The sequence below is a fragment of the Streptosporangium album genome, from assembly GCF_014203795.1.
Lineage (GTDB): Bacteria > Actinomycetota > Actinomycetes > Streptosporangiales > Streptosporangiaceae > Streptosporangium > Streptosporangium album.
On the sequence record NZ_JACHJU010000006.1, the window covers coordinates 122,753 to 147,046 of the forward strand.

Below are 24,294 nucleotides of genomic sequence, written 5' to 3' on the forward strand. Positions count from 1 at the left end.
GGAACATCCGTGAAACCTGTCTAGGACACCCTGATGTCCAGAGAGAGGTGATCGAAATGATGGTGCGGCTACGGGTGTCCTTTCCCGACCGCCCGGGTGCGCTGGGCCAGGTGGCCCGGGTGCTCGGCACGCTGGGAGCCGACATCCTCCAGGTCACGGTGCTGGAACGCCAGACGGGCCGGGCCGTGGACGACTTCACCGTCTCCTGGCCCGGCACCGCCGATGCCGACACCGTCCGGGAGCGGCTGTCGGTCGTCCCCGGGATACGCGTCGAGGCCGTCTGGCCCACCCGTGAGATCCCCGGTGCCGCCCCCGACTACGACCTGCTCAAGCACGTCGCGTCAGATCCGGGCAGGGCCTTCGCGACCCTCGTGGACGCCCTGCCCGACCTGGTGAGCGCCGAATGGGCGGTCCTGATGTCCTCCGTGACCGGCGAACTCGTCCACCGTAGCTGGCAGGCACCCCGGTCGCTGGACGAGACGGGCGGTCTCGCCGGAGTCAAGGCGGCCGACCTCACCCCGCTGCGCCCCTCCGCCCTCGGCGCGGGCCGCCACCGGCTGATGAGCCTCCCCGTGCCGGAGGCGTCCCTGCATCTCATCCTCGCGCGGACCGAGGGGCCGCCCTTCCACCGGGTGGAGATGGACCGTGCCATCCGCGTCCTGGAGATCGTCTCCATCATCGGCCGTTGAGGTCCCGCGCCGTGCCGGCGACCGGCCCGGTGGCTCAGCGGTGCGGGGGGGCGATGCGGGCGCCGTCCATGGTGAAGAGCATCAGACGGGTGACGTCGACACCCACGCGGGCGGGTTCACCGGCCCGCCAGACGGGCCGGACGCCGAGACGGACGATCAGATCGGCCCGGCGATGGGTGCCCCCGGCGACCTGCTCCTGTTCCTGCTGGGGTTCGGGCTCGGAGCCGAACCCGGAGCCGGGCAGCAGTCGCCTGATGACGGCCCGGGCCCGGCCGCCCGGAGCGGAGGCCGCCAGGTCCCGCGCCTTGCGACGGGGGTCGGGGGGCTCGGGGACGGCCACGGAGGGGATGCCGCTCTCGACGTAGGCGAGCCACTCGTGGCCGTGGTACTCCAGTGTCCGGACGCGGCCGAGGAAGGTGGGGCCCTCGAACGTCTCGGGGACCGGGGCGAGGCAGTCCGGGCGCAGACCGACGATGATCTGGTGGCCGACGTGCTGGGAGATGGCGTAGGCCCGCGGATCGGTCCAAGGGATCATGATCTGGTGCGCCCCGAAGTCCAGCAGGATGAACTGGTTCTGCGGGGTGCGCACGGTGGCCGCGAGCAGGTTGAGCTGCTGGGAGCTGAGGAAGGCGGCGGTGAAGGCGGTGGCCGGGTCGTTGTAGACCTGGCCGGGGGTGCCGACGTCCTGGAGCACGCCCCGGTTCATGATGGCGATCCGGTCGGCCAGCGTCAGGGCCTCGACCTGGTCGTGGGTCACGTAGATCGTGGTCACGCCGAGCGAGCGGACCAGCGAGGAGATCTCCATCCGGAGTTCGGTGCGCATGCCCGCGTCGAGGTTGGAGAGGGGCTCGTCCATCAGGAAGAGCGAGGGCTGGCGGACGATCGCCCTGCCCATCGCGACGCGCTGGCGCTGGCCGCCGGAGAGCGTTCCAGGGCGGCGGTCGAGGGTCTCGTCGATGTGCAGCGCCTTGGACAGCTCCGTCACCCGTTCCCGGACCATCGCCGGATCGGCCTTGGCGATCTCCAGGGGGAAGGCCATGTTGCCGCGCACCGTCCGGTGCGGGTAGAGCGCGCCGTTCTGGAAGACCATCGCGACGTCACGGTCGCGCGGGGCGAGGTCGTTGGCCAGGTCGCCGCCCAGCCACAGATCTCCGGTGGTGATCTCCTCCAGGCCGGCGATCATCCGGAGGAGAGTGGACTTGCCGCAACCGGAAGGGCCCAGCAGGACCAGGAACTCCCCGTTCTCGGCGCGCAGGTTCATTCGATCGACCGCGAGGTACCCGCCGGGGTAGACCTTGCTCACATTGTCGAGGACGACGGTACCCATGCGCGCTCGTTCCTCCCGGACCATGTTGCCCGGATCCAGCCTTGTGATTGATGAGGTAGTACATCGCGCTACTTGCCCATGTGTCCATAGGTGTTGTTAGAAATCGCACATCTACCGGTTACTTCGCTTTTTTTCGACTATTAGGAAAGTTTCGAGTCAGAAGACATCGGGCCACAACTGGATCAACGCCCGTAACGATGGGCGGGGATGTTACGGTTTGCACAAAGTTTCGGTAACGCGTTTCATGCCCGGAGAGCTGAACGTCTCCTGGCTTGCACGCGATTCAGTCGCATGGTGGGGTACGTCTGATGGATGGCGAGATCACGCATACGCCCCGATCCCGACCTGATGGCGCGGGGATCCGGCTGGCCGACATCGCCGCGCAGGCGGGGGTCAGCGAGGCCACGGTCAGCCGGGTGCTCAACGGCAAACCGGGCGTGTCGCAGGGGACCAGGCAGGCGGTGCTGACGGCGCTGGACCTGATGGGGTACGAGCGTCCGCAGCGGCTGCGCCAGCGCAGCAACGGGCTGATCGGCCTGGTCACCCCGGAGCTGGACAACCCGATCTTCCCGGCGTTCGCCCAGGCGATCGAGAAGGCGCTGACCCAGCACGGCTACACCCCCGTGCTCTGCACCCAGCTCCCCGGCGGTGCCCCCGAGGACGAGTTCACCGAGCTGCTGATCGATCGCGGGGTGAGCGGCATCGTCTTCGTCTCCGGGCTGCACGCCGACACCACGGCCAAAATGGACCGTTACGCCCGGCTGACCGACCGCGGCCTGCCCATCGTCCTGCTGGACGGCTACAGCGGCCAGATCAAGGCGCCGTTCATCTCTCCCGACGACCGGGCGGCGGCGCGGCTGGCCGTACAGCATCTGGTGGATCTGGGGCACGAGCGGATCGGCCTGGCCGTCGGGCCGCGCCGGTTCGTGCCGGTGATCCGCAAGATCGAGGGGTACCGGCAGGCGATGGCGCAGCTGCTGGGCGCGACCGAGGTGGACGAGCTGATCTCGCACTCGCTGTTCTCGGTGGAGGGTGGGCAGGCGGCGGCGGCGCAGTTGCTGGAGCGTGGCTGCACCGGGATCGTGTGTGCGTCGGATCTGATGGCGCTGGGCGCGATCCGGGCCTGCCGGGACCGGGGGCTGTCGGTCCCGGGGGAGGTCTCGGTGGTCGGATTCGACGACTCGCCGCTGATCGCGTTCACCGATCCGCCGCTGACCACCGTGCGCAAACCCATCGGCGCGATGGCCTCGGCCGCCGTGGCGACCCTCCTGGAGGAGATCAACGGCATCCCGAGCAGGCACATCGAGCTGATGTTCCAGCCCGAACTGGTCGTGCGCCGCTCGACGGGCTCCGGCCCGCTGGTCAACCGCTGAGCGTGCGCCGCGGGGCGGGACCCCCGGCGCGGACTGGAATCATGGAGAGATGAAGACCGACTACGACGTCGTCGTCATCGGCGGCACCGGAGTGGACACCACGGCCTACGTGCCCGAGCTGCCACTGCCCTACGCCGACACCTACGCCGTCCCCCCGATGATCGACCGGATCGGCAACACCGGCAGCGGTGTCGCGCTCGGCTGCCACGCGCTCGGACTCAAGGTGAGGCTGGTCGACCTGATCGGCGACGACCCGCAGGGCCGGCTCATCCGGGAACACCTCGAAACCAAGGGGGTGGAGTTCGCCTGGGCGCCCGCCCCCCAGGGCACCCGGCGCAGCGTCCTGCTGGTCGGTCCCGACGGGCGGCGACTGTCGCTGTTCGATCCGCGCGCCGTGCCGGACGAGCGGCTGCCCGGAGAGCTCTACCTGGCGGCGGTGCGTGACGCCCGGCACGTCCACGTGTCGCTCACCGACTTCTCCCGGCATGTCTACCCCGACCTGGAGAGCCTGGGGGTCGGGTCCGTCTCCACCGATCTGCACGACTGGGACGGGGAGAACAACTACCACAGGGACTTCGCCTACTCCTCCGACCTGGTCTTCCTGTCGGGCACCGCCCTCGGCTCCCGCCGCGACGCCGTCATGCGCGACATCCTGGACGGCGGCCGTGCCACGACCGTGATCTGCACGGCGGGCGCCGAGGGCTGCCACGTCCTCGACGCCGACGGGCTCCGGCACGTTCCGGCCGCCCCGCTGCCCGGCCCGGTGGTCGACGGCAACGGCGCCGGCGACGCCTTCGTCTCCGGCGTCCTGTACGGCCTCCTCGCGGGCCGTCCGCTGGACGAGGCCGTCCGGTTGGGCGGTCTCGCGGGCGCACACGCCTGTACGGCTCAGGGCACCCACGAGGATCCCATCGACGAGGCGACGCTGCTCCGCCGTGACCGGGAGCCCGCCCGGCTCCCGTAGCCATGAGACGAGGGACTCCCCTAAGTTGATGGTGGCCTATCAGCCGGGTAGCGGCGATGGTTGCCCGCGGTCCTGCGGCTGCGGATGAGGCCCTTTCCCTCGTGGAAGTGCAGGGCGGTGACCGCGACACCCGAGCGCGCGGCGAGCCGGCCGACGGTGAGCTCGGCGGCGTCGGAGGGAGGTCAGGCCGGGGTGGGGGTGTCGGCCACGCTGAGGGCGCCGTCGCGCAGCTCCAGGACACGGTCGGCCAGGGTGATCAGGCCGGGGTCGTGGGTGGCGACCAGCGCGGTGACGCCCTCGCTGCGGACCAGGGCGCGGATCAGCTGCATGATCTGGTGGCCGGTCTGCGAGTCGAGCTGACCGGTCGGCTCGTCGGCGATCAGCAGGCGGGGGCGGTTGGCCAGCGAGCGGGCGATGGCCACCCGCTGCCGCTGGCCGCCGGAGAGCTCGTAGGGGCGCTGGTTGACGTGGTCGGCCAGGCCGACGAGGGAGAGCAGCATGCGGGTGCGCTCCTCACGCTCGGCCACCGGGGTCCGGGCCAGCCGCATCGGCACACCGACGTTCTCGGCCGCGGACAGGACGGGGATCAGCCCGAACGACTGGAAGACGAAGCCGATCACGTCCCTGCGCAGAGCCAGCAGGCCGTCCTCGGCCAGCGCGGTGACGTCCTGTCCGGCGACCGCCACCCGTCCCGCGTCCGGCCGGTCCAGGCCGCCGACCAGGTTGAGCAGGGTGGTCTTGCCGGACCCCGACCGGCCGCGGATCGCGACCAGCTCACCGGCGTCGATCAGCAGGTCGAGCCCCTGCAGGGCGACCACCTCGACACCCTCGGTCTTGTAGATGCGCACCAGGTTGTCGCACAGGACGTGCGCGTTCTCCCCGAAGGCCGGCCGGTGCCGTACGGCCTCCGCCTCCAGCTCGGACAGCGCGGGCGATGCGGGCTCACTCGGTCGGCTCAACTCAGTCCCCCACTCGGATGGCGGACCCGAGGGAACGCCGGCGGCCGAGGGCGGCGTGCAGGAAGGCGCCGAGCACGGCCGTCGCGGCCAGCCCTCCGGCCAGCAGGATCGGCATGGTCAGGTCGGTCGGATAGTCGTCCACGGCGAGGTCTCCGGTGTAGGCGCGGAGGTCGACGCCCGGCCCCAGTACGGCGGGCAGGCCGAGTCCGAGCAGCAGCCCAGCCGCGGCGGTGAGCAGGATGATCGGGGAGATCTCCAGCACGGTCAGGCGGCGGGCCTGCGCCTCGGACAGCCCCAGGGTGCGCAGGCGGGACAGGGCCCCGTTCCGGTCGGCCGCTCCGATCACCAGGGCGATCATCACGGCGGCCAGTGCGTAGCCGGCCATAGCGATCGTGACGACGGTGAAGGTGCGGCGGATCGTCTCGGTGAGCGGCGCCCTGGCGATCTCCGCGCGCACGTCGCCGAGGGTCGTCACCAGGGCTCCGGGAACGCCGGCCGCGGCCAGGAGCCGCCTGCCGTCCAGGTTGTCGCCCTCGACGAGCACCGTGTTGGGCAGGCTGTCACCCGGCGGGACCAGGATCAGCGGGCCGGTGCCGTACGCGCGGGCCAGACCCGTGACGACTCCGCCGGGGGTCAGCTCGCGGGGAGGCGTGCCGGGGAGTTCGATCACGCCGCGGCCCCGGAGTTCGGGGGAGACCAGCACCGGCGCGTCCGGCAGGGCGAACGGGCTGTCACGCAGGATGGCCCGGTAGGCGTGGACGTCCACCGCGAGCACCGTGACCGTCAGCCGGTCGGCGCCGACGGCGGCGCTGGTCCGCGTCGCGGGGACGACCTTCCGCACCCCCGGGACCTTCCTGACGCGGTCGACCACCTCCGGGCCGATGAGCAGGTCGCTGTCCAGGCGGGCGGGCGCCCCCACCCGCTGCCAGGCCGCCGCCTCCTGGGTGGCGGCCAGCCCGCCGGACATCACCGCGCCGAACACCGCGACCGCGAGCGCGGGGAGCAGGATCAGCGCGTGCAGCGCGGACGCGGGCCTGGCCCTGGCGGCCAGGGTGAGGCCGAGGAAGGGAACGGCGGGCCGCAGCCTGGCCGCCAGCCGTACGGCCAGGCGGAGGGGGAAGGGGTAGCAGCGCAGCACGACCAGCGCCACGGCCAGGGTCAGCCCGGCGGGCGCCAGCAGCAGGAGCGGGTCGGGGCCCCGTTCGCCCACCTGGGTGGTGAGCCCGCGCGAGCGCAGCAGGTAGACGCCGGCGAGGGCGACGACGACGATCACCGCCTCCACGGTGATCCGCCGGGGCGAGGGCCGGGCGGCGGTGACGTCGTCACGCCGCTCAAGTGACGGCCATCGGTGGGCGGCGGCATGCCCGGCGGCGAGAAGCGCCGCGGCGGCCACGACGGAGAGCGGGCCGAGGTGCACGATCGCGGTGAGCGGGCCCGGCACGGCGTAGGACAGGGCGTATCCGGCCAAGGCGCTTGGCACCGCGACCGTCGAGGTCACCGCCGTCGCCGTCACGGCGACTCCCGCCAGAGAGGCCCCCCGGGCGCGCATCAGGGCCAGGCTCCGGTGCATGCGCTCGGCCAGCAGCCTGACGGCGAGCGCGATCACCCCCACGGCGACGGCGAGCAACCCGCCGAGGACGAGGAGGAGCAGGGACTCGGCGACGCGCAGCCTGGCCAGGTAGCCGGTCAGCAGGTCGTCGAAGGCGGTCTCCAGCGCCGCCCGCGAGGAGCCGGTGACCGCCACGGGGACGGCGCCCCTGAAGGCCCGCACCGCCTCGATCAGCGCCGGGGCCCCAAGCGCCGTCACCGCCGACCGGTCGACGCCGATCACCCAACGGTAGGACATGTTCTGGTACAGGGGTCCCAGCACCGGCAGGCTCTCGGTGGACACCAGCCCGGTGGCGTGCCATATGTCGACGTCCGATCTCGGCGGGCGGATCTTCATGACCTGCCGGACGGCGGCGTTGTGCTGCCAGTAGCGGTCCCCGGCATCCGCCGGCTCGAACAGGCCGCTGACGCGGGCTGCGAGTTTCTCGCCCGTGAGCAGTATGGTCGCGCCGACCGCCAGCCGCATCTCCTCCGCCGCCCTCCGGGCCAGTGCCACCTCCAGCAGAGGCCCGCCGTCGAGCCGCGAGGGCGGGCCCGGCGGCCGGCCGGCGACGTATCGGACGCGCCCGTCGGCGTCCGACAGCCAGCTCAGGTCGAGGGCCTGGTGGATACGGGCCTCGCCGTCCACGGACATGATCGAGTTGTTGGGCTTGGACAGGCCGTAGTGGCTGGTCCCCGAGCCGAGCGGTGTCACGACGGGCAGGAGGTCGGCGGGCAGGCCGGCCCTGAGGCTCTGCTCCATCGCCAGCAGGGACTCCCGGGTGACCGGCCCGTCGGGGCCGGCCTGGCGGGCGCTGGTCATGATCAGGTCGCTGCGGCTCGCGGAACTCGTGGCGATGACGTCCCGCAACGCCTCGTCGTAGGAGGACTGCGTGGCCTTGGGCACCGCGGCGACCAGCAGGCAGGCGCTGAACACCAGCAGCCCCAGCACGGCGGCCGCACCCCGGTGGACCCGGACCAGCACCCAGGCGTTCATCGGTCCTCCCCGATCCGCAGGGCCCGGCCCATGCCCTGCCGCCGCAGCGTGCGGGCCAGCCCCCCGACGATCGCGAACAGCAGCGCGGCCACCGCGGCCAGCAGGGCAAGCGTGGGAAGCCAGGGGATGTCCAGCAGGACCTCCGGGGTGACGGAGGTCGCCTGGCCGGTCAGCACGAGGTGGGGAACCACCAGGGAGGCCACCACCACGGCCACCGCGGTGCCGGCCGTCAGGGACAGCCCGATCAGGAAGGCCTGCTCCACCACGAGCAGCCCGAACACCTGGCGGAAACCCACCCCGAGCGCCCGCAGGATGGCGAACTCGGCGGTCCGCTCCCTGGCCGCCACCGCGGCGTTGACCACGAACCCGAGAGCGGCGAAGACCAGCGCCGCGAGGAAGCCGAGGACCAGCGCCCCCTGCAGGCCGCCGGCCAGCGGGTCGCCCTGCAGCCCGCGGGCCAGCGAGGACAGGTCCACCACGGTCACGTCCCACTCGGGGTGGCGGACCAGCTCGGCGGCGGCGGCCGTGGTGTCCGCCCCGCGCGTCCCCAGCCACCACTCGGTGGGCGGGCGCGGCGTCTGGTGGGCGAGCAGGTTCCAGGCCTGCATGGTCTGCCAGTCGAGCAGGACGGCGGGCTTGTCGGGGGGCGTCCCGGGAAGCTCGTCCACGATCCCGGCGACCCTGATGAGGGTGGGCCTGCGGTCCAGGGTGACCTTGGCCTCGGAGCCGGCGGCGAGCCCGCGCTTGGCGGCCAGGTCGGCGGTGACCACCACCGGCAGCGGACCGAGGAAGGCGCCCTGTGGCGCGCCCTCGGGGGTGAAGACGTTACCGTCGGGCACCCCGTCGGCGACCGGCACGAACGTGACCCGCTGCGGCGCGAGCGCGTCGAACGGGTCGCGGCTCGGCGGGGCCTTGAACGCGATCGTGAACAGCCCGTGCCCGCTGTCGCGGCAGGTCCACCGTGATCGCGGCGATGACCAGCGGGTAGGTCAGCTTTCCGCTGCGCCCGCGCAGTGCCGCCAGGTCGACGGCCGACTCGCTCTCGCCGAGAGCCGGGGTGACCGGGACCGAATGGCGCACACCTTCACCATCGACGATCGTCAGCGTCAGCGGGACCCGGGCGTACGACTCGGCCAGGGCCGAATCGTCCAGAGTCAGCCGCGTCCGCACGGCCAGCTGTGCGGGCCTGCCCGGGATCGGCAGCCCCGGCAGGTTCGGCCGCCCGGCGGTGAGCCGGTTCGCGAGCACGCCTATCGGCTCGTCCGACAGGTCGGGGCGGAGCTTGAGCATGCCGGGCAGCTCGGCCCCGTCCACGGCGAGAAGGGTGGCCTCCTCGGCCGCCAGCTCGGTCCCGGCCCGGTAGGCCGGGCTGAGCGAGGTCACGCCCGGCAGCGCCGCGTAGGCCGACGCCCGCCCGAGCGGCCCGAGCTCCACGTTCTCCGGCGGCGACGCCACCCGCAGGTCCGCTCCGGCCCGGTGCCTGGCCTGGTCGTCCTGGGAGGCCCGCCAGGTGGCGGTGGTCGCCATGCTGACCACGCCGATCGCGATCGCCATGGTCAGCAGCAGCGCGGCCACCCCGAGCAGCGCCACGTCCGCGCCCGCCCGCTGCGCGAGGCCGTACCGCTCGCCGCGCCCGCGCGCCGACTGGTCCTCCACGTAGGTACGGCGGGCGCCGCGCAGCGCGGGCAGGGTCATCAGGACGGCGCAGCCCAGCGCGACCGCCGCGGAGACGGCGTAGGCCGTGGGCCCGGCCTCGATCGCGAGCCTCGCCCCGGACGTCTTCAGCCAGGGGATCGCGCTCACCGCCCGGAGCAGCGGCGGGGCGAGCAGGGGCGCGACGGCCGCGCAGGGCAGCGCCACCAGGGCGGCCTCGGCCGCGGCGAGTAGCGCCAGCCGTAGGGTGCCCGCGCCGCGCGAGCGCAGCAGCGCCGTCTCCATCCGCCGGTGGTCGGCCAGCAGGCGGGCCGTCAGCATCAGCGCGTAGGCGGCGAGCAGCAGCAGTTGCAGGACCGGGACGAGCATGGTCGACCTGGCCACCAGGGTGGCGGTGGCGAGCTGGTCGAGCGTCTCCGGCAGGCTGGTCGACAGCGAGCAGTCCTCGCATCCGGGCCGCGCCCTGAGCGCCTTCTGGGAGCCGGTGACCTCGGCGGCGAAGGCCGCCCGCAGCCGCTCGCGCGGGACCGGGCGCAGATCGGGTACGGCGAGCCAGCTCACGGTGGTGCCGGCCGCGAACCGCTCCAGGAACGTCCGCTCGGACACCATGAGCGGTCCGTGGGTGACGTAGCCGCCGATCTCGACGCCCCGGCTGAGCAGCGTCTGGCCGTTCCAGCGCTCGGAGTAGGGCTCCCACAGCTCGAAGACGCCGACGACCCGGACGCGGACCCTCCGGTGGTCCAGCCGTCCCTCCACCGTGATCAGGTCTCCGGTGGAGAACCCGGTGGCCCGCGCGACGGCGCCGGTGATGGCGGCCTCCACCGTCCGGTCCCGGCCCGTGCCGGGCCAGGATCCCTCCAGCAGCCGGGCGTGTCCCTCCAGTGAGTCATTGTCAGCAACCGGCGTTCACGCTGGGTGACAGCTGCCTGTGAGCTTGCTCCCGGTGGAAGAGGACGAGCGCCGCGGCGACGATACCGCCGATCTTCCAAGGGCACTTGCTGACGTTCCGCAGTGCCTTGAACCGCATCTTGAGCTGGGCGTTCGCTCGTTCGGCGAGGGCTCGGAGCGCACCGTGGACCTTGTTGTACTGGATCTGATCGTCGGTGAGTGTGCCACCCCGAGACCTCTTGTACGGCAGGCGAAACCCCATACCCGCATCGACGTAGCCGAGGTCGGCCAACGTGATCAGCCCGTCCTCGGCGGCCTTGGCCAGCGGGTCGAGGAGGCCGTGCAGGCGGGCACAGGTGAGATCGTGTTCACGGCCGGGCCGTACCTCAGAAGTCCACAGCGGGTCGCCGCCGGGGCTGGACAGGACCTGAATGTTGCCGCCGTGCTGCTTGTGTTTTCCACTCCACCACAGGTCGGCGCCGTTCGGGCCCAGGGCGCGGCAGCGGTCGGTTTCGATCAGCGTGCCATCCAGATGCAGGTGGGTGTAGCCGGCGGCCTTCGCCGCCGTGAGCGCCTCCTGTAGCGTCGGCGCCGGGGCCTTCAATACGGTGACCCCTTCTTCGACGTACCGATCACAGGTCGCGTGCGAGATGGCGTTATCGGCGGCCAGCCGGGCGATCCGAGCGCCGTCCACCAGCCAGCGGATGATCAGAACGGCCTGCTTGAACTCGCCCAGCGCCCGAGTGCCCGCGCGGGTGCGGCGCCGTACCCGCTCGGCGCGCAACAGCCCGGCCAGAAACAGCACAACCTCGCGCGGCATGTCCAACTCGGCTGTGTAGGTGATACTGGAGGTCACGTGAAGCCCTTGTGTGCGGTGCGGTGGATCCTTCGACAAGACCCACCCCTACCAGGGGCTTCACGCTTTTCTCTACTTGATCACTCCCACGCCCGCCGTGATCGGCTACACACGGTCATCGACCGTTGCTGACAACGTCTCAGTCCCTGGTAGACGCCGAACCGGAGCAGCTCGGGTCGCTGCCTGCGCTCCTGACCGGGCATCGCGTAGGAGTCCGACTGGGCGCTCATGGTCACCGAGGTCGGCAGGCCGGCGTAGGTCTCGGCGGCCTGCGCGCGCACGGCCTGGTCGGTCCGGGCGAAGGAGTCGCCGCGCACCGGGGATTTGATCACGGCCCCGGCGGTCCCGATCGACGCCCTCTCCAGCGTCTGGCGGACGCCCCCGTCCGCCACCGAGGTGGCGTACATGGTCAGCCCGACGAGTGCCGTGGTGGCGAGCAGGATCGCGCCGAAGGCCGCGAACAGCAGGAGCGGCTCGCTGAACACCCGCCGGAATACCAACGGTGTCCGCCCCCGCATGGAATCCGCCTTCCGTGCATTCATCGCGCCCCGATGTACGCACGTTCCGGGGAATCAGGGCCACGGACAAGTTTGCGGTGAATACGGTGATAGATCCGATATATTGCGGCAATGGGGGCGTGATATTGAAATTGTGACATTCACCGAGCATGGGGACGCACCGAAGAGATGGACCGCTGACCGGCATCGACGGACAGGACATCATCAGGCCCTGTTCGTGGAACGACCCCAATGGTCCCGACGGCTCCCACATCTACGAGCCGAACCCCGTCCCGGACGTCAGAATCCCCCGCAAGGTCGGGCCCTTCAGACGCGGAACATGGTCGGGCGAGATGGAGAGCTTCGCCGTACGGCGGGGCAACTTGCCGCGCAAGCCGACCTATCGCCACTCGGTCGCCCACGTCGCCGTGGCTGTGCGGTACGGGACCACCGTCGTCTATCTCCGTTGGCAGGGGCCAGCCGGGCCGAGATCGCCACGGGAGAACGACCGGGCACCTCGACCACCGACACACGGCGGCGAGCCGGCTCGTGCAACAGGGGGTTCCGCTGTACAACGTTCAGAAGCTTCTTGGTCACGCTTCGTATGCGACGACTCTGCGGTACGCGCATCTGGCTCCAGATGCGCACGACGCGGCGGAGGACGCATGGTCGAAGATCAACGCGCACCGGGAGCGCCGGAGTCCTGATCATCGTTCAGCTGATCGAGGATGGCCCTGGCAGAAGCGCGGTATCTGGCCACGTTGCGCAGCTTGACGTGCTCGTAGCCGCGGATCACGTCCGGGAGCTCGGCCAGCTCGCGGACCCGCTCCTCGTTCTCCGGGGACAGGCGCGCCAGGGCGTTGTGCACGTCGCGGGTGTACTCGGCGACCAGGCCGCGCTCGGTCCTGCGCACCCCGGCCATGCCGAACGGGTCCAGCGGGGTGCCGCGCAGCGCGCGCATGCCGTACAGCAGGCGGAAGGCCGGGTCGAACCAGGTGCCGAGGCGGATCTTGCGGTCCATGCCCAGGGCCCGGAGGACCGGCGGGTGCAGGTTGTAGGAGATCTTCGCGCCGGGACCGAACTCGGCGGCGATGCGGGCCCGCTCGGCCGGGTCGAGGTGGAGCCGGGCCACCTCGTACTCGTCCTTGTAGGCCATCAGGCGGTGCAGCTGGCGGGCGTAGGCCTCGGTGATCGGGGAGCGGTCGGCGGAGACCTCCCGCTCCCCGGCCAGGACCGCGCGGACCGCGTCGGCGTAGCGGGCGGCGTAACGCAGGTTCTGGTAGGCGGCCAGGTCGGGCACCCGTACCGCCAGGATCCGGTGGAGCTCGGTGCCGGGCGCGGCGACCGAGTCCACGAGCGCGGCGACCCGGGGGGCGGGTGGCTGCTCGGCCGGGGCCGGGGAGCCGGTCGCCCGCGACACGGCGTCGGGGTCGGCGACGACGGCCCGGCCCCAGTGGAAGGCGGCGATGGTCTTCTCGGCGGCCTTCCCGCCGTTCACCCGGATGGCCCGCTCGATCGACTCCAGGCTCAGCGGGATGAGCCCGCGCTGCCAGGCCGCGCCGACCACGATCGTGTTGGCGGGCATGTGGTCGCCGAAGAGCTTCTGGGCGAGGTCCTCGGCGTCGAGGTAGACGTTCAGCTCGCGCCGGGTCCGTGCCTCCAGCGCGCCGATCGGCGAGCCGAGACCGGTGACGTGCGTGGCCGGGTCGAGGACCATGGAGCCGGTGGGGACCAGGCTGGTGGAGACCACCGCGACGGTCCGGCCGGGGTCGGCGCCGCCCAGCTGCTTGGGGTCGGTGGCGCCGATCAGGTCGAGCGCGAGGTAGGCGTCCACGCCTCCGGTGCCGGACTGCCCGGTCCGGTCGTCGCCGCCGTCGAAGATCCGGATGTCGGAGACGACCGTGCCGCCCTTCTGGGCCAGGCCGGTCTGGTCGAGTCCGCGCGACTGCCTGCCGTCGAGCATCGCGGCGGCGCCGATGATCTGCGCCACGGACACCACGCCGGTGCCGCCGATGCCCACCAGCCGGACCGTCGTCTCCCCGGTGCGGGACTCGGGCACGGGCATCGGGGGAGGGACCGGTACGGCGGTGCGTCCGCGGTTCTTCCCACCCGGCACGACGGTCAGGAAGGAGGGGCAGTCCCCCTCCACACACGAGTAGTCCTTGTTGCAGGACGACTGGTGGATCTCGGTCTTGCGGCCGAACTCGGTCTCCACCGGCAGCACCGACAGGCACTCCGACTTCTGCCCGCAGTCGCCGCAGCCCTCGCACACCCGCTGGTTGATCGCGATCCGCCTGACCGGGTCGGGCAGGTCGCCCTTCTTACGCAACCGCCGCTTCTCGGCCGCGCACTGCTGGTCGTGGACCAGCACGGTCACGCCGGGCGTCGCGGCCAGCTCGCGCTGCGTGTCCTCCAGCGCGGTGCGGTCGCGGACCTCGGCGATCCGCGCCAGTCTGACCCCCCGGTAGCGCTCGGGCTCGTCGGTGGTGACGATCACCCGGCGCACGCCCTCCGCCTCCAGCCACCGGGTCAGGTCGGCCACGGCGAGGGACGGGGTGATCGTCTGTCCGCCCGTCATGGCGATGGCGCTGTTGTAGAGCAGCTTGTAGGTGATGTTGACGCCCGCGCCCACCGCGGCGCGTACGGCGAGTGAGCCCGAGTGGTGGAAGGTGCCGTCACCCAGGTTCTGGAAGATGTGCGGGGTGTCGGTGAACGGCGCCTGGCCGATCCACTGCGTGCCCTCGCCGCCCATCTGGGTCAGACCCGTCAGGGTGCCCTTGCCCTCGCGGTTGAGCACCACCATCGTGTGGCAGCCGATCCCCGCGCCCACCGGGGCGTTGTCCGGGACGGCGGTGGAGCGGTTGTGCGGGCAGCCCGAGCAGAAGAACGGGGTGCGCTGGGGGCCGAGCAGCTTCAGCGGCGCCGGGCGGGAGATCACGGTCAGCCCCTGGGCGATCCGGTCGCGCACCTCCGGTGTGAACCGCCCGCCCGCGCCGGAGACGGCCTGTTCCGCGGCACCGGAGGAGGACTCGACCGGCACCGCCGCGGCGGGTCCGTCCAGCCCCTTGCGGCGCAGCCGGAACGCGATCGCCCGGGCGGCCAGGTCGGCGTCGACGCCCCCGGCCCGCGGGATCAGGGCGGCGCCGTTCTCGTCGAGCTTGCCCAGCACGCGTGGGGCGTCGGCGGTGCCGTACAGGACGTCCTTGACCAGGGTCTCCAGCAGCGGACCCTTCTCCTCGACGACCAGGATCTCCTCCAGCCCGCGGGCGAAGGTCCGGACGATCTCCGGCTCCAGCGGCCAGATCATGCCGATCTTGAGGATGCGGATGCCGAGCTCGGCCGGGTCCACGCCCAGTCTGCGGAACCCCTCACGCACGTCGTGGTAGGCCGTGCCGGAGGCGACGATGCCGAGCCACGCCTCCCGGGGGTCCACCGTGACCTGGTTGAGGTGGTTCTCCCTGGCGTAGGCACGGGCCAGCTCCAGCCGGGGGCCGACCAGCGTGCGCTCCATCTCCAGCGACCAGGGGGTGAGCAGGGTGGCGTCCGGCGTGTGCCGGTACGGCCTGCCCTCGTGCTCGACGACGGGCATGACGGGGACCACCCGGCCGGGACCGACGCCGACCGTGCCGGTGGCGTCCACCACGTTGGTGACCGTCTTAACCGCCACCCACAGGCCGCTCGCCCGGGAGGCCGCGATCGCGTGGCGGCCCAGGTCGAGCAGCTCCTGGACGCTGCCCGGATGGATGATCGGCATGCCCATCGCGGCGAGCGCGCTCTCGGTGGCCGAGGGGAGCGTCGAGGACTTGCAGGTCGGGTCGTCGCCGCAGAAGGCGATCAGGCCGCCCTGGGGGTGGGCGCCGACGAAGTTGCCGTGCCGCAGGGCGTCGGCCGCGCGGTCGACGCCGGGGGCCTTGCCGTACCAGACGCCCAGGACACCCGCCTTGCGCGGCCGGGGGAGCACGGGCACGAGCTGGCTGCCCCAGACGGCGGTGGCACCCAGCTCCTCGTTCTGGCCCGGCCGGTGCACGATGTCGAGCGGTCCGGTGTGCCTGTGCGAGCGGGCGAGCTCCTGGTCGAAGCCGCCGAGCGGGGAGCCGGGGTAGCCCGACACCATCGCGCCCGTGTCGAGGCCGGCGGAGCGGTCGGCGCGCATCTGGTCGAGGATCACTCGGACCAGCGCCTGCGTTCCGGTCATGAAGACCTGCCCGGCCTCAAGGACGTAGCGGTCCTCGGAGGTCACCTCGCGGGCGTCGGCGATGATCGTCATGATCGTGGTCCCGTCTGTCTGCGCCGTTCTGGCTGCCGCAAGGTTATGCCAGGGGAGACGGAATCCGATGTCAACATTTATAGCCATTGATGCTCTGGTTAGCATCTATTGCCATGGATGCAACTGATCGCGCAATTCTCGGGCTTCTGCAGGTGGAGGGGCGGCTCAGCAACCTCGAGCTCGCCGAGCGGGTACGGCTGACCCCGTCACCGTGCCTGCGCCGGGTCCGCAACCTGGAGGAGTCGGGGGTGATCACCGGCTACCGTGCCGTGGTCGACCCGGCCGCCGTCGGGCGCGGGTTCCAGGTTCTCGCCTACGTCGAGCTCGAGGGGCAGGACGCCGAGACCGTCACCGCTTTCGAGGCGGCCGTCATGAAGATCGACGACGTGATCGAGTGCCTGCGCATGTTCGGCCGGCCCGACTACGTGCTGCGGGTCGCCGTGCCCGACATGGACGCCTACAGCCAGCTCTGTCTGGAGAAGCTCGGCCGTCTGCCCGGACTCGACAAGCTCACCTCCCAGATCGCTATGAAAGCCCTCAAGCCGGGTGGTGCTCTGCCGCTGTGACCGTCAGCGCCACGTGATCGGCCCGGCGCCGGCCCGAGAAGGTGAGACCCGCTCATCGAGGAGATCGGACGGCAGGCGTACGGCGATCATCGCGATGTCGTCGTCCCCGCCGTCGGCAAGCGTGGCCAGCAACTCGTCGCAGAACGCCTCCAGGGGCCTCCTGGCGAGCCGCGCGGCGTGGTGGCGTAGCCGGTCCAGGCCCTCGCCGATGTCCTCACCCGGCCGTTCGACGAGGCCGTCGGTGTAGAGGAGCAGCGTGCCGCCCGGCGGCAGCGGCTCGACGGCGCTGGCGCGCGGGCCGTCGCGGAGCACGCCGAGGATCGGGGCGCGTGCCCCCTCCAGGAAGCGGCTGCCGCCGTCATCGGTGACCATGAGGGGTGGCGGATGCCCGGCCACGGAGTAGCTCAGCCGCCATGGGCCGTCCTCCGGTCTCTCGACACGGGCCAGGACGCAGGTCACGGTCTCCTCGCCGTACAGGGTCTCCATGGCGATGTCCAGGCGCCTCAGGATGTCCCCGACCGGTTCCTCTCGGTCGACCGCCAGCCCCCTGAGCATGTTGCGTATCTGGCTCATGGTGACGGCGGCGGGCAGGTCGTGGCCGGCCACGTCCCCGATCGTCAGCATCGTGGCGCCGTCGCGCAGCCGGAAGCAGTCGTACCAGTCGCCACCGACCTCGGCGGCGGCGGGACTCGGCCGGTAGCGGGAGGCGATCTGCAGGCCCGGTACGGCGGGCGGTTCCGGGAGCAGGCTGTGCTGCAGGGCGAGTGCCACGCGCTGCGTGCGCCGGTATTCGATGGCGTTGCTGAGAGGGTCGTGCGCGTGGTCGAACATCTGGCTGATCAGGGCGACGTCGGCCATGCTGATCGGGGTGCGTTCCCCGCAGGCGGAGGCGGACACCACGGCCGCCACGGTGCCGTCGACGATCACGGGCACCAGGACCACGCTGTTGGCCCTGGCCGAGACGAGCCACGCCTCGGCCGCCGCCGGCGCGGCGCCGGGGGCGGGCTTTCCCGGAGGGAACGTCCTGTGCACGGGACGGCGGCGCCGTACCGTGTACGTGAATATGTTCTCGGTATCGAAGGTCTCCTCGCCTCTCTCCGGCAGCTCGGGCAGCCCCGGCCGCACGGCCGAGACGGCATGGTGCGCCGAGATCGGTGAGGCCTCGGGACGGTCCGGGGTCTGGGGGAGCAGGTAGATGATGCACCCGTCGGCCAGGTCCGGCACGATCACGTGGGTCAGCGCGGTGAGCATCTCCTCCAGGCGCGTGATGTCGGCGGTGGCGGCGGCAGCACGGTCGAGCAGCTCACGGCGCCGGCTCTCCTGCCACTCCTGCTCGATGTCGGTGCAGGTGCCCACCCACTCCACCACGCTCTCGCCTTCGAGCACCGGCACGGCGCGGATGCCGAAATGCCGGTAGGAGCCGTCCGCCAGCCGGAGCCGGTAGGCGTGCTCCCACAGGGGGACCACCTGCTCGAGCGCCTCCTTCCACGCCCGGGCGGTCGGCTCGCGGTCGCAGTGGTGGAGGGCGTTCAGCCACCCGTCTCCCCTGAACTCCTCCCATGACTGCCCGGTCATCCTCTCCCAGCTCGGGCTCGGCTCGATGAAACCGCCTTCGGCGTCGGCCACCCAGAACATCTGCACGCCGACGCTCCCCAGCTTCTGGTAGCGCTGGAGAAGGCGGCGCTGGTTCTCGGCGAGGGACTGGATCTGCCGGGCGGCGGTGACCTGCTCGGTGACCTCGGCGGACACCAGCAGCACCCCGCGCTCACCGTCGCCGAGGGCGATCTCCGACAGGCTGAAGGTGAAGAAGCGCTCCTGCGGGCCGGCGTCGGCGTAGGCGAGCTTCACGGGGGCCGCGGTGACGGTCACCGGCTGCCCGCTCGCCAGGACCTGGTCGGCCAGCCCGTAGTAGTAGTCACGGTCGGGATGTCCGCTGAACGCCTCCTGGGCGAGGGCCTTGAGCGTCCTGTCGCCGAAGATCGCCCGATAGACGGCGTTGGCGTACACCAGCCGGCGGTCTCGTTCCCTGGTGACCGCCACCCCGACGGGGGCCGGGTCGAACACCTCCAGCCCCAGCTCGCTGGATCTCTCGTCCGGGGCGGCTCTCATGGGGCTTCCCACAGCTGAGGCCTCTCCATGAAGCGGACATTAGTGGTGCATCTGACCCGATTGGGTCGTATATCCAAACAGTTCGGATATATATGGACGACGGTTGCCGTCGAACCCCGAAGATCTACCTTGTCTTCAACGGCGCGAGCGAGGTCCGCCGCCGCCTCGTCGTCGGCCGATCCCGGCATCGCCGGATGACGGATAGGCCGCCGGATCATGGCCCGGCTGAGCCCGAGGTGGGCGACAAGGCCGGCGAGCCCGTCATAGGCCCATTCGACCCGCCGGTCTCCGCCTCCGGGAGTGATCGTGCCCCGAGCCGGCAGGGAAGTACGATCGACCAATGACCGAAATGACCGAGACCACGCCCGGCTGGCTCACTCCTGAGGAGTTGGAGTCGGCGCGTGCGCGGATGCCGATCCTCTACGTCGACGCCGTGCCGGTGCGGGTCGACGACGCCGGAGTGGTCACGCATGTCGGCCTGCTGTTACGCATCGGATCGGACGGGACGGTCAGCCGCGCCCTCGTCTCCGGGCGCGTGCTCCTTCATGAGCGCGTCCGCGACGCGCTCATGCGCCACCTGGAGAAGGACCTCGGCCCGGTGGCGCTGCCTCGCGTCCCGGCCTCTCCGCAGCCGTTCACCATCGCCGAGTACTTTCCGACGCAGGGTGTCACGTCCTATCACGACCCCCGGCAGCACGCGGTGTCCCTCGCCTACGTCGTCCCGGTCGCGGGAGACTGCCGGCCCCGGCAGGACGCCCTGGACCTTGTCTGGTTCACGCCGCAGGAGGCCGCGTCGCCGCTGGTACAGCAGGAGATGCCCGGTGGACAGGGCACCCTGCTGAAGCAGGCTCTCGCGTACGTCGGCTGCCTTCCCTGACATCCCGGGGTGTGACACGGCTTACGCGAGGAGCACGGTGATCCGGCCTCCGGAGCAGGCCGGCGCAGGATGTGTGGTGGAGGGGATTGATGGAGGGGATTGAGCGCCGGCGTCACGGCGCCGGGTGGATCCCGAGGGCGGCGCAGGCCGGCCGGATCCTCACCACGCGCAGGAGTTTGTCGAGGTCGGCAGCCTCGACCTCGACGTATCTGCTGATCACTTTCTTTACCGTGACAGGGGAACCCCGCCGGGCGTCACGGAACAGCGACGATCCTCACCACGAATCCCTCCGAAAGACTCGTGGGAGCCGGGTCCGACGTCACCGTCGACCCTCCTGGCCTCAGACGGAGTCGGTCTTGATCCGGGTCAGGAAGTCACTCCACACGGTGGGGGAGAACAGCAGGGCCGGCCCGCCGGGGTTCTTGCTGTCGCGGACGGCGACGACGCCGGGGAGGTTGACGGCCACCTCGACGCACTCGCCGCCGTTGCCGTTGCTGCGGCTGCTCTTGTGCCACCGTGCACCGGTCAGATCCATGAACTCATCCTCTTCTCGATAAAGGCCGCGGAGGCGGCCTGGGGAAGTGCCCAGGAACGCAATGCGTCGAACTGGGCGGAAAGGGGGTCAACCCGGGCGGGGTCGGTCAGGAGCTGCGCGTTCTCCGCGTTCTCCATGTACACCACATCGGGCGCTCCTCTGAAGGAGAGGACCAACATGGGTCCGGCCAGCCCGGGGTAGGCCCCCACCTCGAACGGGATCACCTGAAGGGTGACCCGTGGCCGTGTCGCCGCCTCCAGGAGGTGCTCGAGCTGCGCGCGCATCACTCGGGCACCGCCGATGGGGCGGGCCAGCACGGCCTCGTCCAGCAGGACGAAGAGGATCGGCGGTTCGGGGCGGTCCAGCAGCCGTTGCCGCTGCATCCGCACCGTCACCATCTCCTCCACCTGCTCGACGGTGTCGAACGGCCGACCCAGCCGGGTCAGCGTCCGTGCGTAGTCCTCGGTCTGTAACAGCCCCGGCACCACCGCGAGTTGGTAGTTACGGAGTGTGCGCGCCTCCCACTCCAGCTCGAACAGTGAGCGGACCCAGGTGGGCGAGGACTCCCGGCCGATCAGCGGCCAGAGCTTGATGAGCGCGCCGCCCGTCTCCAGCACCTCGTCGCATCGCTGCGCGAACTTCCTGGTCGGGGCCCGCATGGCGGTCTCCACCAGGCCCACCAGCGAGGTGGAGTAAGCCGTCCGCTTCGCGAGCTCCTGCTGGCTCCAGCCCATGGCCTCTCGCAGCCGGCGCAGCTCGGAACCCCAGTAAGCCATGACGCTGGCGCTGGGGTCCAGCTCGTTTGGGGCGGGCATGGGGGCTCCCGTCCTTTCGGGTCCTACATGTGCCGGGGTGGGTCCCACAGGGGAACCCAACCAAGATGCATGTGTCTCTTGGTAATCGAGCACCTACCGAAAGTAATCATCTCACGGCACCCTGTGAAGAGGAAACGACTCGAGGTTTTCCCTAACACCGAAAGGAGGTGGGCAGTGGCTGACCTCCGAGGTGTGCTCGCGGGAACGCCCGCCTTGCACGCCGCTTCCCTGCTCCGTGACGAGCTGGAACGGCACGGCGTGGAAGGCGACGTCCACGACGGCTACGGACTGGCCCTGGTGTCGGTCTGGGCCGACCTGGTGGTCTGGACCGACGGCATGGTCTACCGCTGGTGGAACGGCTGCCTGGCACCGAGAACCAGGCAGCGGCTCTACGCCGTGTACGGCATGGACAACCCGGCCGCCGTCGGCCGCGCGGTGATGCTGCGCTACGCCGAGCTCAGGGAGAAGCACCCGCGCTCCGGGCTGATCGCCGAAGCACTCCTGTCATACCCGTACGGGCGCGAAGGGGGGCCGGCCGGCTTTCTCCGTCCGGCCATCGCGATCGCCGGACGTGACGATCGCGTACGCGTCCCCGCGGCGCCTCTGCCGCTGGAGGCCGTGCACGGTCGCTGACGGGTGGCCTGCCGGCCGGACAGGGGTCGACCGGCAGTCCGCCCGTCGGGCGACCACCGCGACACGGCCGGCTTTCTCGCGGCGCCGTCGGCGGCATGATGGACTACTCCGGTGAAGGCCGCTGGAACCCGCGGTCGCCGAAGGGGTCTCTCATCATCGTGTCACCGCGGTTTCGAGGCGGGCTGACCGCAGCCATGGGCGCGACGGTCGCCCTCCTCCTGGTGGGTCACCGGCTGCTGCCGAACTGGCGGGGCATGGGCAACACCTTCGACAGCGGTCTGCCGTGGCTGGGGCTGGCGATCCCAGTCCTGGCCCTGGTCGCCTTGGCCCGATGGTCGTGGCTCGCGCTGGCCGGAGTCGTGATGCCGGCCGTGATGTGGGCGATGATGTTCGGTCCCACGTTCGTCCGCGTCACCGGTGCCGGGCCGCGGGACCTGCGCGTGGTCCACCAGAACGTCAACTACGCCAACGGCGATCTGGCGGCGACCGCCCGGGCTCTGCGGGCCACGGACGCCGACATCCTCATGGCCGCGGAGGTCCCCGACGACCCGGTGCTGATGAACGGGACGGTCGATCCCGCCTTCGCCCGGGAGATCGATCCCGGCTACCCCTACCGCTTCCCTGACAATCCGGGTGTGGCGGTGTGGAGCAAGTATCCCGTCGAGGGCCTGCCGCAGCCCGTGCCCGGGGTGGTGCGTTCACGGCACGCGATCATCCGCACGCCGCGGGGGCCGGTCAGCTTCTACGCGGTGCACCTGTCGTCCTTCCGCCCCGACCAGCCGTCCGTCATCGCGGGCCGCAACGCCGAGATGGAGGCCCTGGCCCGCGCGGTCCAGGGGGATCCCAGCCCCCAGATCATCGTCGCCGGCGACCTGAACACCGCCACCACCGACCGGGAGCTGAGCCGTCTCACCCCGCTCCTGTCGTCCGTCGCTGACAGGGCCGGCACCGGCCTGCAGTTCACCTGGCCCGCCACCCTGCCGATCGTCCGCCTGGACCACGTGCTCACCCGTGGTTTCACGGCCCTCGACAGCCGGGTGCTGCCGATGTCGGGCAGCGACCACCGCGCGATCCTGGCCGACCTCAAGGTCTCCGGCCACTGACCCACGCCACCGGGCGAGCCTGCCTGAGGGGATCCGAGGCGGAACGAGAACGGGTTCCCCGTGTTCCCGAGGCGATCTCGGCCGCCCGGGTCAGGGGCCGTCGAAGCGGATGGCGCACAGCAGGTCAGAGGCGGGCCGGTCCAGCACGGTGACGCTCGCGGCAGGGGGAAGGGACCCGCCGCGGGCACGGTCGACCAGCACCCGCCAGCGTCGGCAGTGCCGGGCGAAACCGGCTCCGGTGACGACCCTGCCCCGGGAGAGCTGTCCCGCGCGGGCGACCTCCGGTTCGACGTCGAGCATGATCAGATGGACCTCGCTGCCGACCCGGCGGGCCAGCCAGGCGAAGCCGTACAGGATGTGCGGCCAGGTGCCCCGGGTGTGGGCCACGACGCCGTGCCCGCGCACCAGCGCCCGCGCGATCCGCGACACGTGGGTGGCGTGCACGATCGGGGTGCGGATCCGCGGCGGGATCGGGCCGAGGTAACGGGCCCACCAGTTGCGGGACTGCCGCGAGTCGATCACCCGCACCTCCCCGGTCCGGACCGGTTCCCTCTCGTCGCCGCGCAGCCCGTAGAGCCGGTCCAGCAGGGTGCTCTTGCCCGCGCCGGGAAGTCCCGCGAGCAGCACCAGCGATCCGGGGGGATAGGCCAGGTGCCCGCTTCCGTCCGCCCCGGGGGAGGGGACGTGCCCGATGGGAGCCCCGGAGGCGGGAGGCGGGGTGTCAGCGGACATGGGGACTCCTCGAATGCGCTCGGCCATTCGAGGTCTCCTTCACCCGCGTCTCGCGGGCGACCGCCCGGGGACGCCACAGGGCGTCCGTACTGACCGGGCCGGTCCTTGGGAAGTACTCCCCTCGTCATGACAGGGTAGGGGACTCCGGCCTGTCACTCCACCTCTCCGCCGGTTCGCCGCCCCGATGTGTCCCTGTAGTTATGGATCTGTCCTCTGGCGGCCACGGCCGCCGGGCGCCGCGTCGCCTCGGCCACCGGGTCCGCGTGCGCGGCCCGTGCCAGCCGTACGGCCCGGCCCAGATCCTCGGCCAGCGTGAGCGTCGCGGGCACCAGCCCCTCGCGGAGCTGGTCTCCCCGCAGCACGGTGTCGGCGCAGGAGACCTGGCAGCCCATCTCCACGCAGGCCGCGCGGGCGATCCTCTCCGACCACCGGTTGGAGACCGCGTCGACGACCAGGGTGTTGCCCTTGTCGTCGGCGAGGGCCATCGGGTCGCGCCGCCGGGCAGGTAGGCCAGGGGGATCTCCTCCACCTCGGCGATCCGCACGCTGCCGGTGCGGGCACCGGCCCGTTCGGCGCGGGAGACCGCCTCGTCGCGGGCCCCGTTGAGCATGGCCTCGCGGGCTCCGGAGAAGACCTGGTCCACCTCGCCGCCGACCTGCGCGATGGCGGCGCCGACGGCGTTGGCGACGGCGAAGTGGGCGGGACGGTGGACCTCGTCGAAGCCGGGCAGGCCGTCGGGGATCCCGCACAGGGGAAAGCCCATGACCGCCGGGTGGGGCGGTCATGGGCCGGGTTCCATGAGTGTCACACCGGGTCACGGCGGCTCATGGCGCACGCGGGCCTGAAGGGAGGGACGGCCCGCCTGCG

At 71.5% G+C, this 24,294-nt stretch carries 21 protein-coding genes and 1 pseudogene; 8 read left to right on the forward strand and 14 right to left on the reverse strand.

Annotation, left to right across the window (positions count from 1 at the left end):
• Positions 1-56: 56 nt before the first annotated feature.
• A complete protein-coding gene (locus FHR32_RS39365; RefSeq protein WP_184759692.1) occupies positions 57-689 on the forward strand; it encodes an ACT domain-containing protein in 633 nt (210 codons plus the stop codon).
• Positions 690-723: 34 nt separating this feature from the next.
• Here FHR32_RS39365 and FHR32_RS39370 read toward each other — a convergent pair whose 3' ends face one another.
• On the reverse strand, positions 724-2,016 hold the full coding sequence (locus FHR32_RS39370) for an ABC transporter ATP-binding protein (RefSeq protein ID WP_184759694.1): 1,293 nt from the start codon (positions 2,014-2,016) through the stop codon (positions 724-726).
• Positions 2,017-2,324: 308 nt separating this feature from the next.
• Here FHR32_RS39370 and FHR32_RS39375 point away from each other — a divergent pair, with 308 nt between their 5' ends.
• Together FHR32_RS39375 and FHR32_RS39380 are read left to right on the forward strand one after the other, a co-directional pair.
• Positions 2,325-3,389, forward strand: coding sequence for a LacI family DNA-binding transcriptional regulator (locus FHR32_RS39375; RefSeq protein ID WP_184759696.1), 1,065 nt, complete (start codon positions 2,325-2,327; stop codon positions 3,387-3,389).
• 49 nt (positions 3,390-3,438) lie between these two features.
• Positions 3,439-4,353, forward strand: a complete 915-nt coding sequence (locus FHR32_RS39380) for a carbohydrate kinase family protein (RefSeq protein ID WP_184759700.1) — start codon at positions 3,439-3,441, stop codon at positions 4,351-4,353.
• A gap of 38 nt (positions 4,354-4,391) precedes the next feature.
• Here the strand turns inward: FHR32_RS39380 and FHR32_RS39385 are convergent.
• The 7 genes and pseudogenes from FHR32_RS39385 to FHR32_RS39415 all read right to left on the reverse strand — a co-directional run.
• Positions 4,392-4,517 (reverse strand): annotated as a pseudogene (locus tag FHR32_RS39385) (MerR family DNA-binding transcriptional regulator); the annotation flags it as partial.
• Between the two features lie 18 nt (positions 4,518-4,535).
• Entirely contained in the window at positions 4,536-5,312 is a 777-nt protein-coding gene (locus FHR32_RS39390; RefSeq protein ID WP_246468546.1) for an ABC transporter ATP-binding protein, read from the reverse strand.
• Position 5,313: 1 nt separating this feature from the next.
• Positions 5,314-7,896, reverse strand: coding sequence for an FtsX-like permease family protein (locus FHR32_RS39395; RefSeq protein ID WP_184759702.1), 2,583 nt, complete (start codon positions 7,894-7,896; stop codon positions 5,314-5,316).
• Positions 7,893-8,753, reverse strand: a complete 861-nt coding sequence (locus tag FHR32_RS39400; RefSeq protein ID WP_184759704.1) for an ABC transporter permease — start codon at positions 8,751-8,753, stop codon at positions 7,893-7,895. Before FHR32_RS39400 ends, FHR32_RS39395 begins: the two co-directional genes overlap by 4 nt.
• The gene (locus FHR32_RS39405) at positions 8,722-10,371 is read right to left on the reverse strand and encodes an FtsX-like permease family protein (protein WP_184759706.1); all 1,650 of its coding nucleotides are present in this window, start codon (positions 10,369-10,371) and stop codon (positions 8,722-8,724) included. The genes FHR32_RS39400 and FHR32_RS39405 overlap by 32 nt, the downstream gene beginning before the upstream one ends.
• Before the next feature lie 70 nt (positions 10,372-10,441).
• Entirely contained in the window at positions 10,442-11,257 is an 816-nt protein-coding gene (locus FHR32_RS39410; protein ID WP_184759927.1) for an HARBI1 family protein, read from the reverse strand.
• Positions 11,258-11,373: 116 nt separating this feature from the next.
• Positions 11,374-11,811 carry a hypothetical protein gene (locus FHR32_RS39415; protein WP_184759707.1) on the reverse strand — a complete coding sequence of 146 codons (438 nt, stop codon included), beginning with the start codon at positions 11,809-11,811 and terminating at the stop codon, positions 11,374-11,376.
• 231 nt (positions 11,812-12,042) lie between these two features.
• Here FHR32_RS39415 and FHR32_RS39420 point away from each other — a divergent pair, with 231 nt between their 5' ends.
• Entirely contained in the window at positions 12,043-12,564 is a 522-nt protein-coding gene (locus FHR32_RS39420) for a tyrosine-type recombinase/integrase (RefSeq protein ID WP_184759708.1), read from the forward strand.
• Here FHR32_RS39420 and FHR32_RS39425 read toward each other — a convergent pair.
• Positions 12,467-16,057, reverse strand: a complete 3,591-nt coding sequence (locus FHR32_RS39425; RefSeq protein ID WP_184759709.1) for an indolepyruvate ferredoxin oxidoreductase family protein — start codon at positions 16,055-16,057, stop codon at positions 12,467-12,469. The two genes, FHR32_RS39420 and FHR32_RS39425, sit on opposite strands and share 98 nt — an antisense overlap.
• A gap of 113 nt (positions 16,058-16,170) precedes the next feature.
• On the opposite strand from FHR32_RS39425, the gene FHR32_RS39430 reads away from it, so the two are divergent.
• Positions 16,171-16,623 carry an Lrp/AsnC family transcriptional regulator gene (locus tag FHR32_RS39430; protein WP_184759710.1) on the forward strand — a complete coding sequence of 151 codons (453 nt, stop codon included), beginning with the start codon at positions 16,171-16,173 and terminating at the stop codon, positions 16,621-16,623.
• 3 nt (positions 16,624-16,626) lie between these two features.
• Here FHR32_RS39430 and FHR32_RS39435 read toward each other — a convergent pair whose 3' ends face one another.
• Complete coding sequence (locus FHR32_RS39435; protein WP_184759711.1) at positions 16,627-18,732, reverse strand: SpoIIE family protein phosphatase; 2,106 nt, start codon at positions 18,730-18,732, stop codon at positions 16,627-16,629.
• Positions 18,733-19,072: 340 nt separating this feature from the next.
• Between FHR32_RS39435 and FHR32_RS39440 the strand changes: the two genes are divergently transcribed.
• Positions 19,073-19,609, forward strand: coding sequence for an NUDIX hydrolase family protein (locus tag FHR32_RS39440; RefSeq protein WP_221466850.1), 537 nt, complete (start codon positions 19,073-19,075; stop codon positions 19,607-19,609).
• Between the two features lie 340 nt (positions 19,610-19,949).
• Here FHR32_RS39440 and FHR32_RS39445 read toward each other — a convergent pair whose 3' ends face one another.
• Together FHR32_RS39445 and FHR32_RS39450 are read right to left on the reverse strand one after the other, a co-directional pair.
• Positions 19,950-20,144: a DUF397 domain-containing protein gene (locus tag FHR32_RS39445; protein ID WP_184759712.1), complete on the reverse strand. Its 195-nt coding sequence runs from the start codon at positions 20,142-20,144 to the stop codon at positions 19,950-19,952.
• The gene (locus tag FHR32_RS39450; protein ID WP_184759713.1) at positions 20,135-20,959 is read right to left on the reverse strand and encodes a helix-turn-helix domain-containing protein; all 825 of its coding nucleotides are present in this window, start codon (positions 20,957-20,959) and stop codon (positions 20,135-20,137) included. Before FHR32_RS39450 ends, FHR32_RS39445 begins: the two co-directional genes overlap by 10 nt.
• A gap of 174 nt (positions 20,960-21,133) precedes the next feature.
• Here FHR32_RS39450 and FHR32_RS39455 point away from each other — a divergent pair, with 174 nt between their 5' ends.
• Entirely contained in the window at positions 21,134-21,592 is a 459-nt protein-coding gene (locus FHR32_RS39455; RefSeq protein ID WP_184759714.1) for a hypothetical protein, read from the forward strand.
• A gap of 158 nt (positions 21,593-21,750) precedes the next feature.
• A complete protein-coding gene (locus FHR32_RS45490) occupies positions 21,751-22,695 on the forward strand; it encodes an endonuclease/exonuclease/phosphatase family protein (protein WP_184759715.1) in 945 nt (314 codons plus the stop codon).
• A 90-nt stretch (positions 22,696-22,785) separates the two neighbouring features.
• On the opposite strand, the gene FHR32_RS39465 is transcribed toward FHR32_RS45490, so the two are convergent.
• Together FHR32_RS39465 and FHR32_RS39470 are read right to left on the reverse strand one after the other, a co-directional pair.
• On the reverse strand, positions 22,786-23,427 hold the full coding sequence (locus FHR32_RS39465) for an AAA family ATPase (RefSeq protein ID WP_246468547.1): 642 nt from the start codon (positions 23,425-23,427) through the stop codon (positions 22,786-22,788).
• A 152-nt stretch (positions 23,428-23,579) separates the two neighbouring features.
• Complete coding sequence (locus FHR32_RS39470) at positions 23,580-23,912, reverse strand: S-methyl thiohydantoin desulfurase domain-containing protein (RefSeq protein WP_246468548.1); 333 nt, start codon at positions 23,910-23,912, stop codon at positions 23,580-23,582.
• Between the last annotated feature and the right edge of the window lie 382 nt (positions 23,913-24,294).

What these genes read in the sequence shown, in the direction of transcription:
- FHR32_RS39365 (WP_184759692.1), top strand. Translation starts at nt 57, where the DNA reads ATGATGGTGCGGCTACGGGTGTCCTTTCCCGACCGCCCGGGTGCGCTG.
- FHR32_RS39370 (WP_184759694.1), bottom strand. Translation starts at nt 2,016, where the DNA reads ATGGGTACCGTCGTCCTCGACAATGTGAGCAAGGTCTACCCCGGCGGG.
- FHR32_RS39375 (WP_184759696.1), top strand. Translation starts at nt 2,325, where the DNA reads ATGGATGGCGAGATCACGCATACGCCCCGATCCCGACCTGATGGCGCG.
- FHR32_RS39380 (WP_184759700.1), top strand. Translation starts at nt 3,439, where the DNA reads ATGAAGACCGACTACGACGTCGTCGTCATCGGCGGCACCGGAGTGGAC.
- FHR32_RS39395 (WP_184759702.1), bottom strand. Translation starts at nt 7,896, where the DNA reads ATGAACGCCTGGGTGCTGGTCCGGGTCCACCGGGGTGCGGCCGCCGTG.
- FHR32_RS39410 (WP_184759927.1), bottom strand. Translation starts at nt 11,257, where the DNA reads ATGCCGCGCGAGGTTGTGCTGTTTCTGGCCGGGCTGTTGCGCGCCGAG.
- FHR32_RS39415 (WP_184759707.1), bottom strand. Translation starts at nt 11,811, where the DNA reads ATGCGGGGGCGGACACCGTTGGTATTCCGGCGGGTGTTCAGCGAGCCG.
- FHR32_RS39420 (WP_184759708.1), top strand. Translation starts at nt 12,043, where the DNA reads ATGGTCCCGACGGCTCCCACATCTACGAGCCGAACCCCGTCCCGGACG.
- FHR32_RS39425 (WP_184759709.1), bottom strand. Translation starts at nt 16,057, where the DNA reads ATGACGATCATCGCCGACGCCCGCGAGGTGACCTCCGAGGACCGCTAC.
- FHR32_RS39430 (WP_184759710.1), top strand. Translation starts at nt 16,171, where the DNA reads ATGGATGCAACTGATCGCGCAATTCTCGGGCTTCTGCAGGTGGAGGGG.
- FHR32_RS39435 (WP_184759711.1), bottom strand. Translation starts at nt 18,732, where the DNA reads ATGAGAGCCGCCCCGGACGAGAGATCCAGCGAGCTGGGGCTGGAGGTG.
- FHR32_RS39440 (WP_221466850.1), top strand. Translation starts at nt 19,073, where the DNA reads ATGACCGAAATGACCGAGACCACGCCCGGCTGGCTCACTCCTGAGGAG.
- FHR32_RS39445 (WP_184759712.1), bottom strand. Translation starts at nt 20,144, where the DNA reads ATGGATCTGACCGGTGCACGGTGGCACAAGAGCAGCCGCAGCAACGGC.
- FHR32_RS39450 (WP_184759713.1), bottom strand. Translation starts at nt 20,959, where the DNA reads ATGCCCGCCCCAAACGAGCTGGACCCCAGCGCCAGCGTCATGGCTTAC.
- FHR32_RS39465 (WP_246468547.1), bottom strand. Translation starts at nt 23,427, where the DNA reads ATGTCCGCTGACACCCCGCCTCCCGCCTCCGGGGCTCCCATCGGGCAC.
- FHR32_RS39470 (WP_246468548.1), bottom strand. Translation starts at nt 23,912, where the DNA reads ATGGCCCTCGCCGACGACAAGGGCAACACCCTGGTCGTCGACGCGGTC.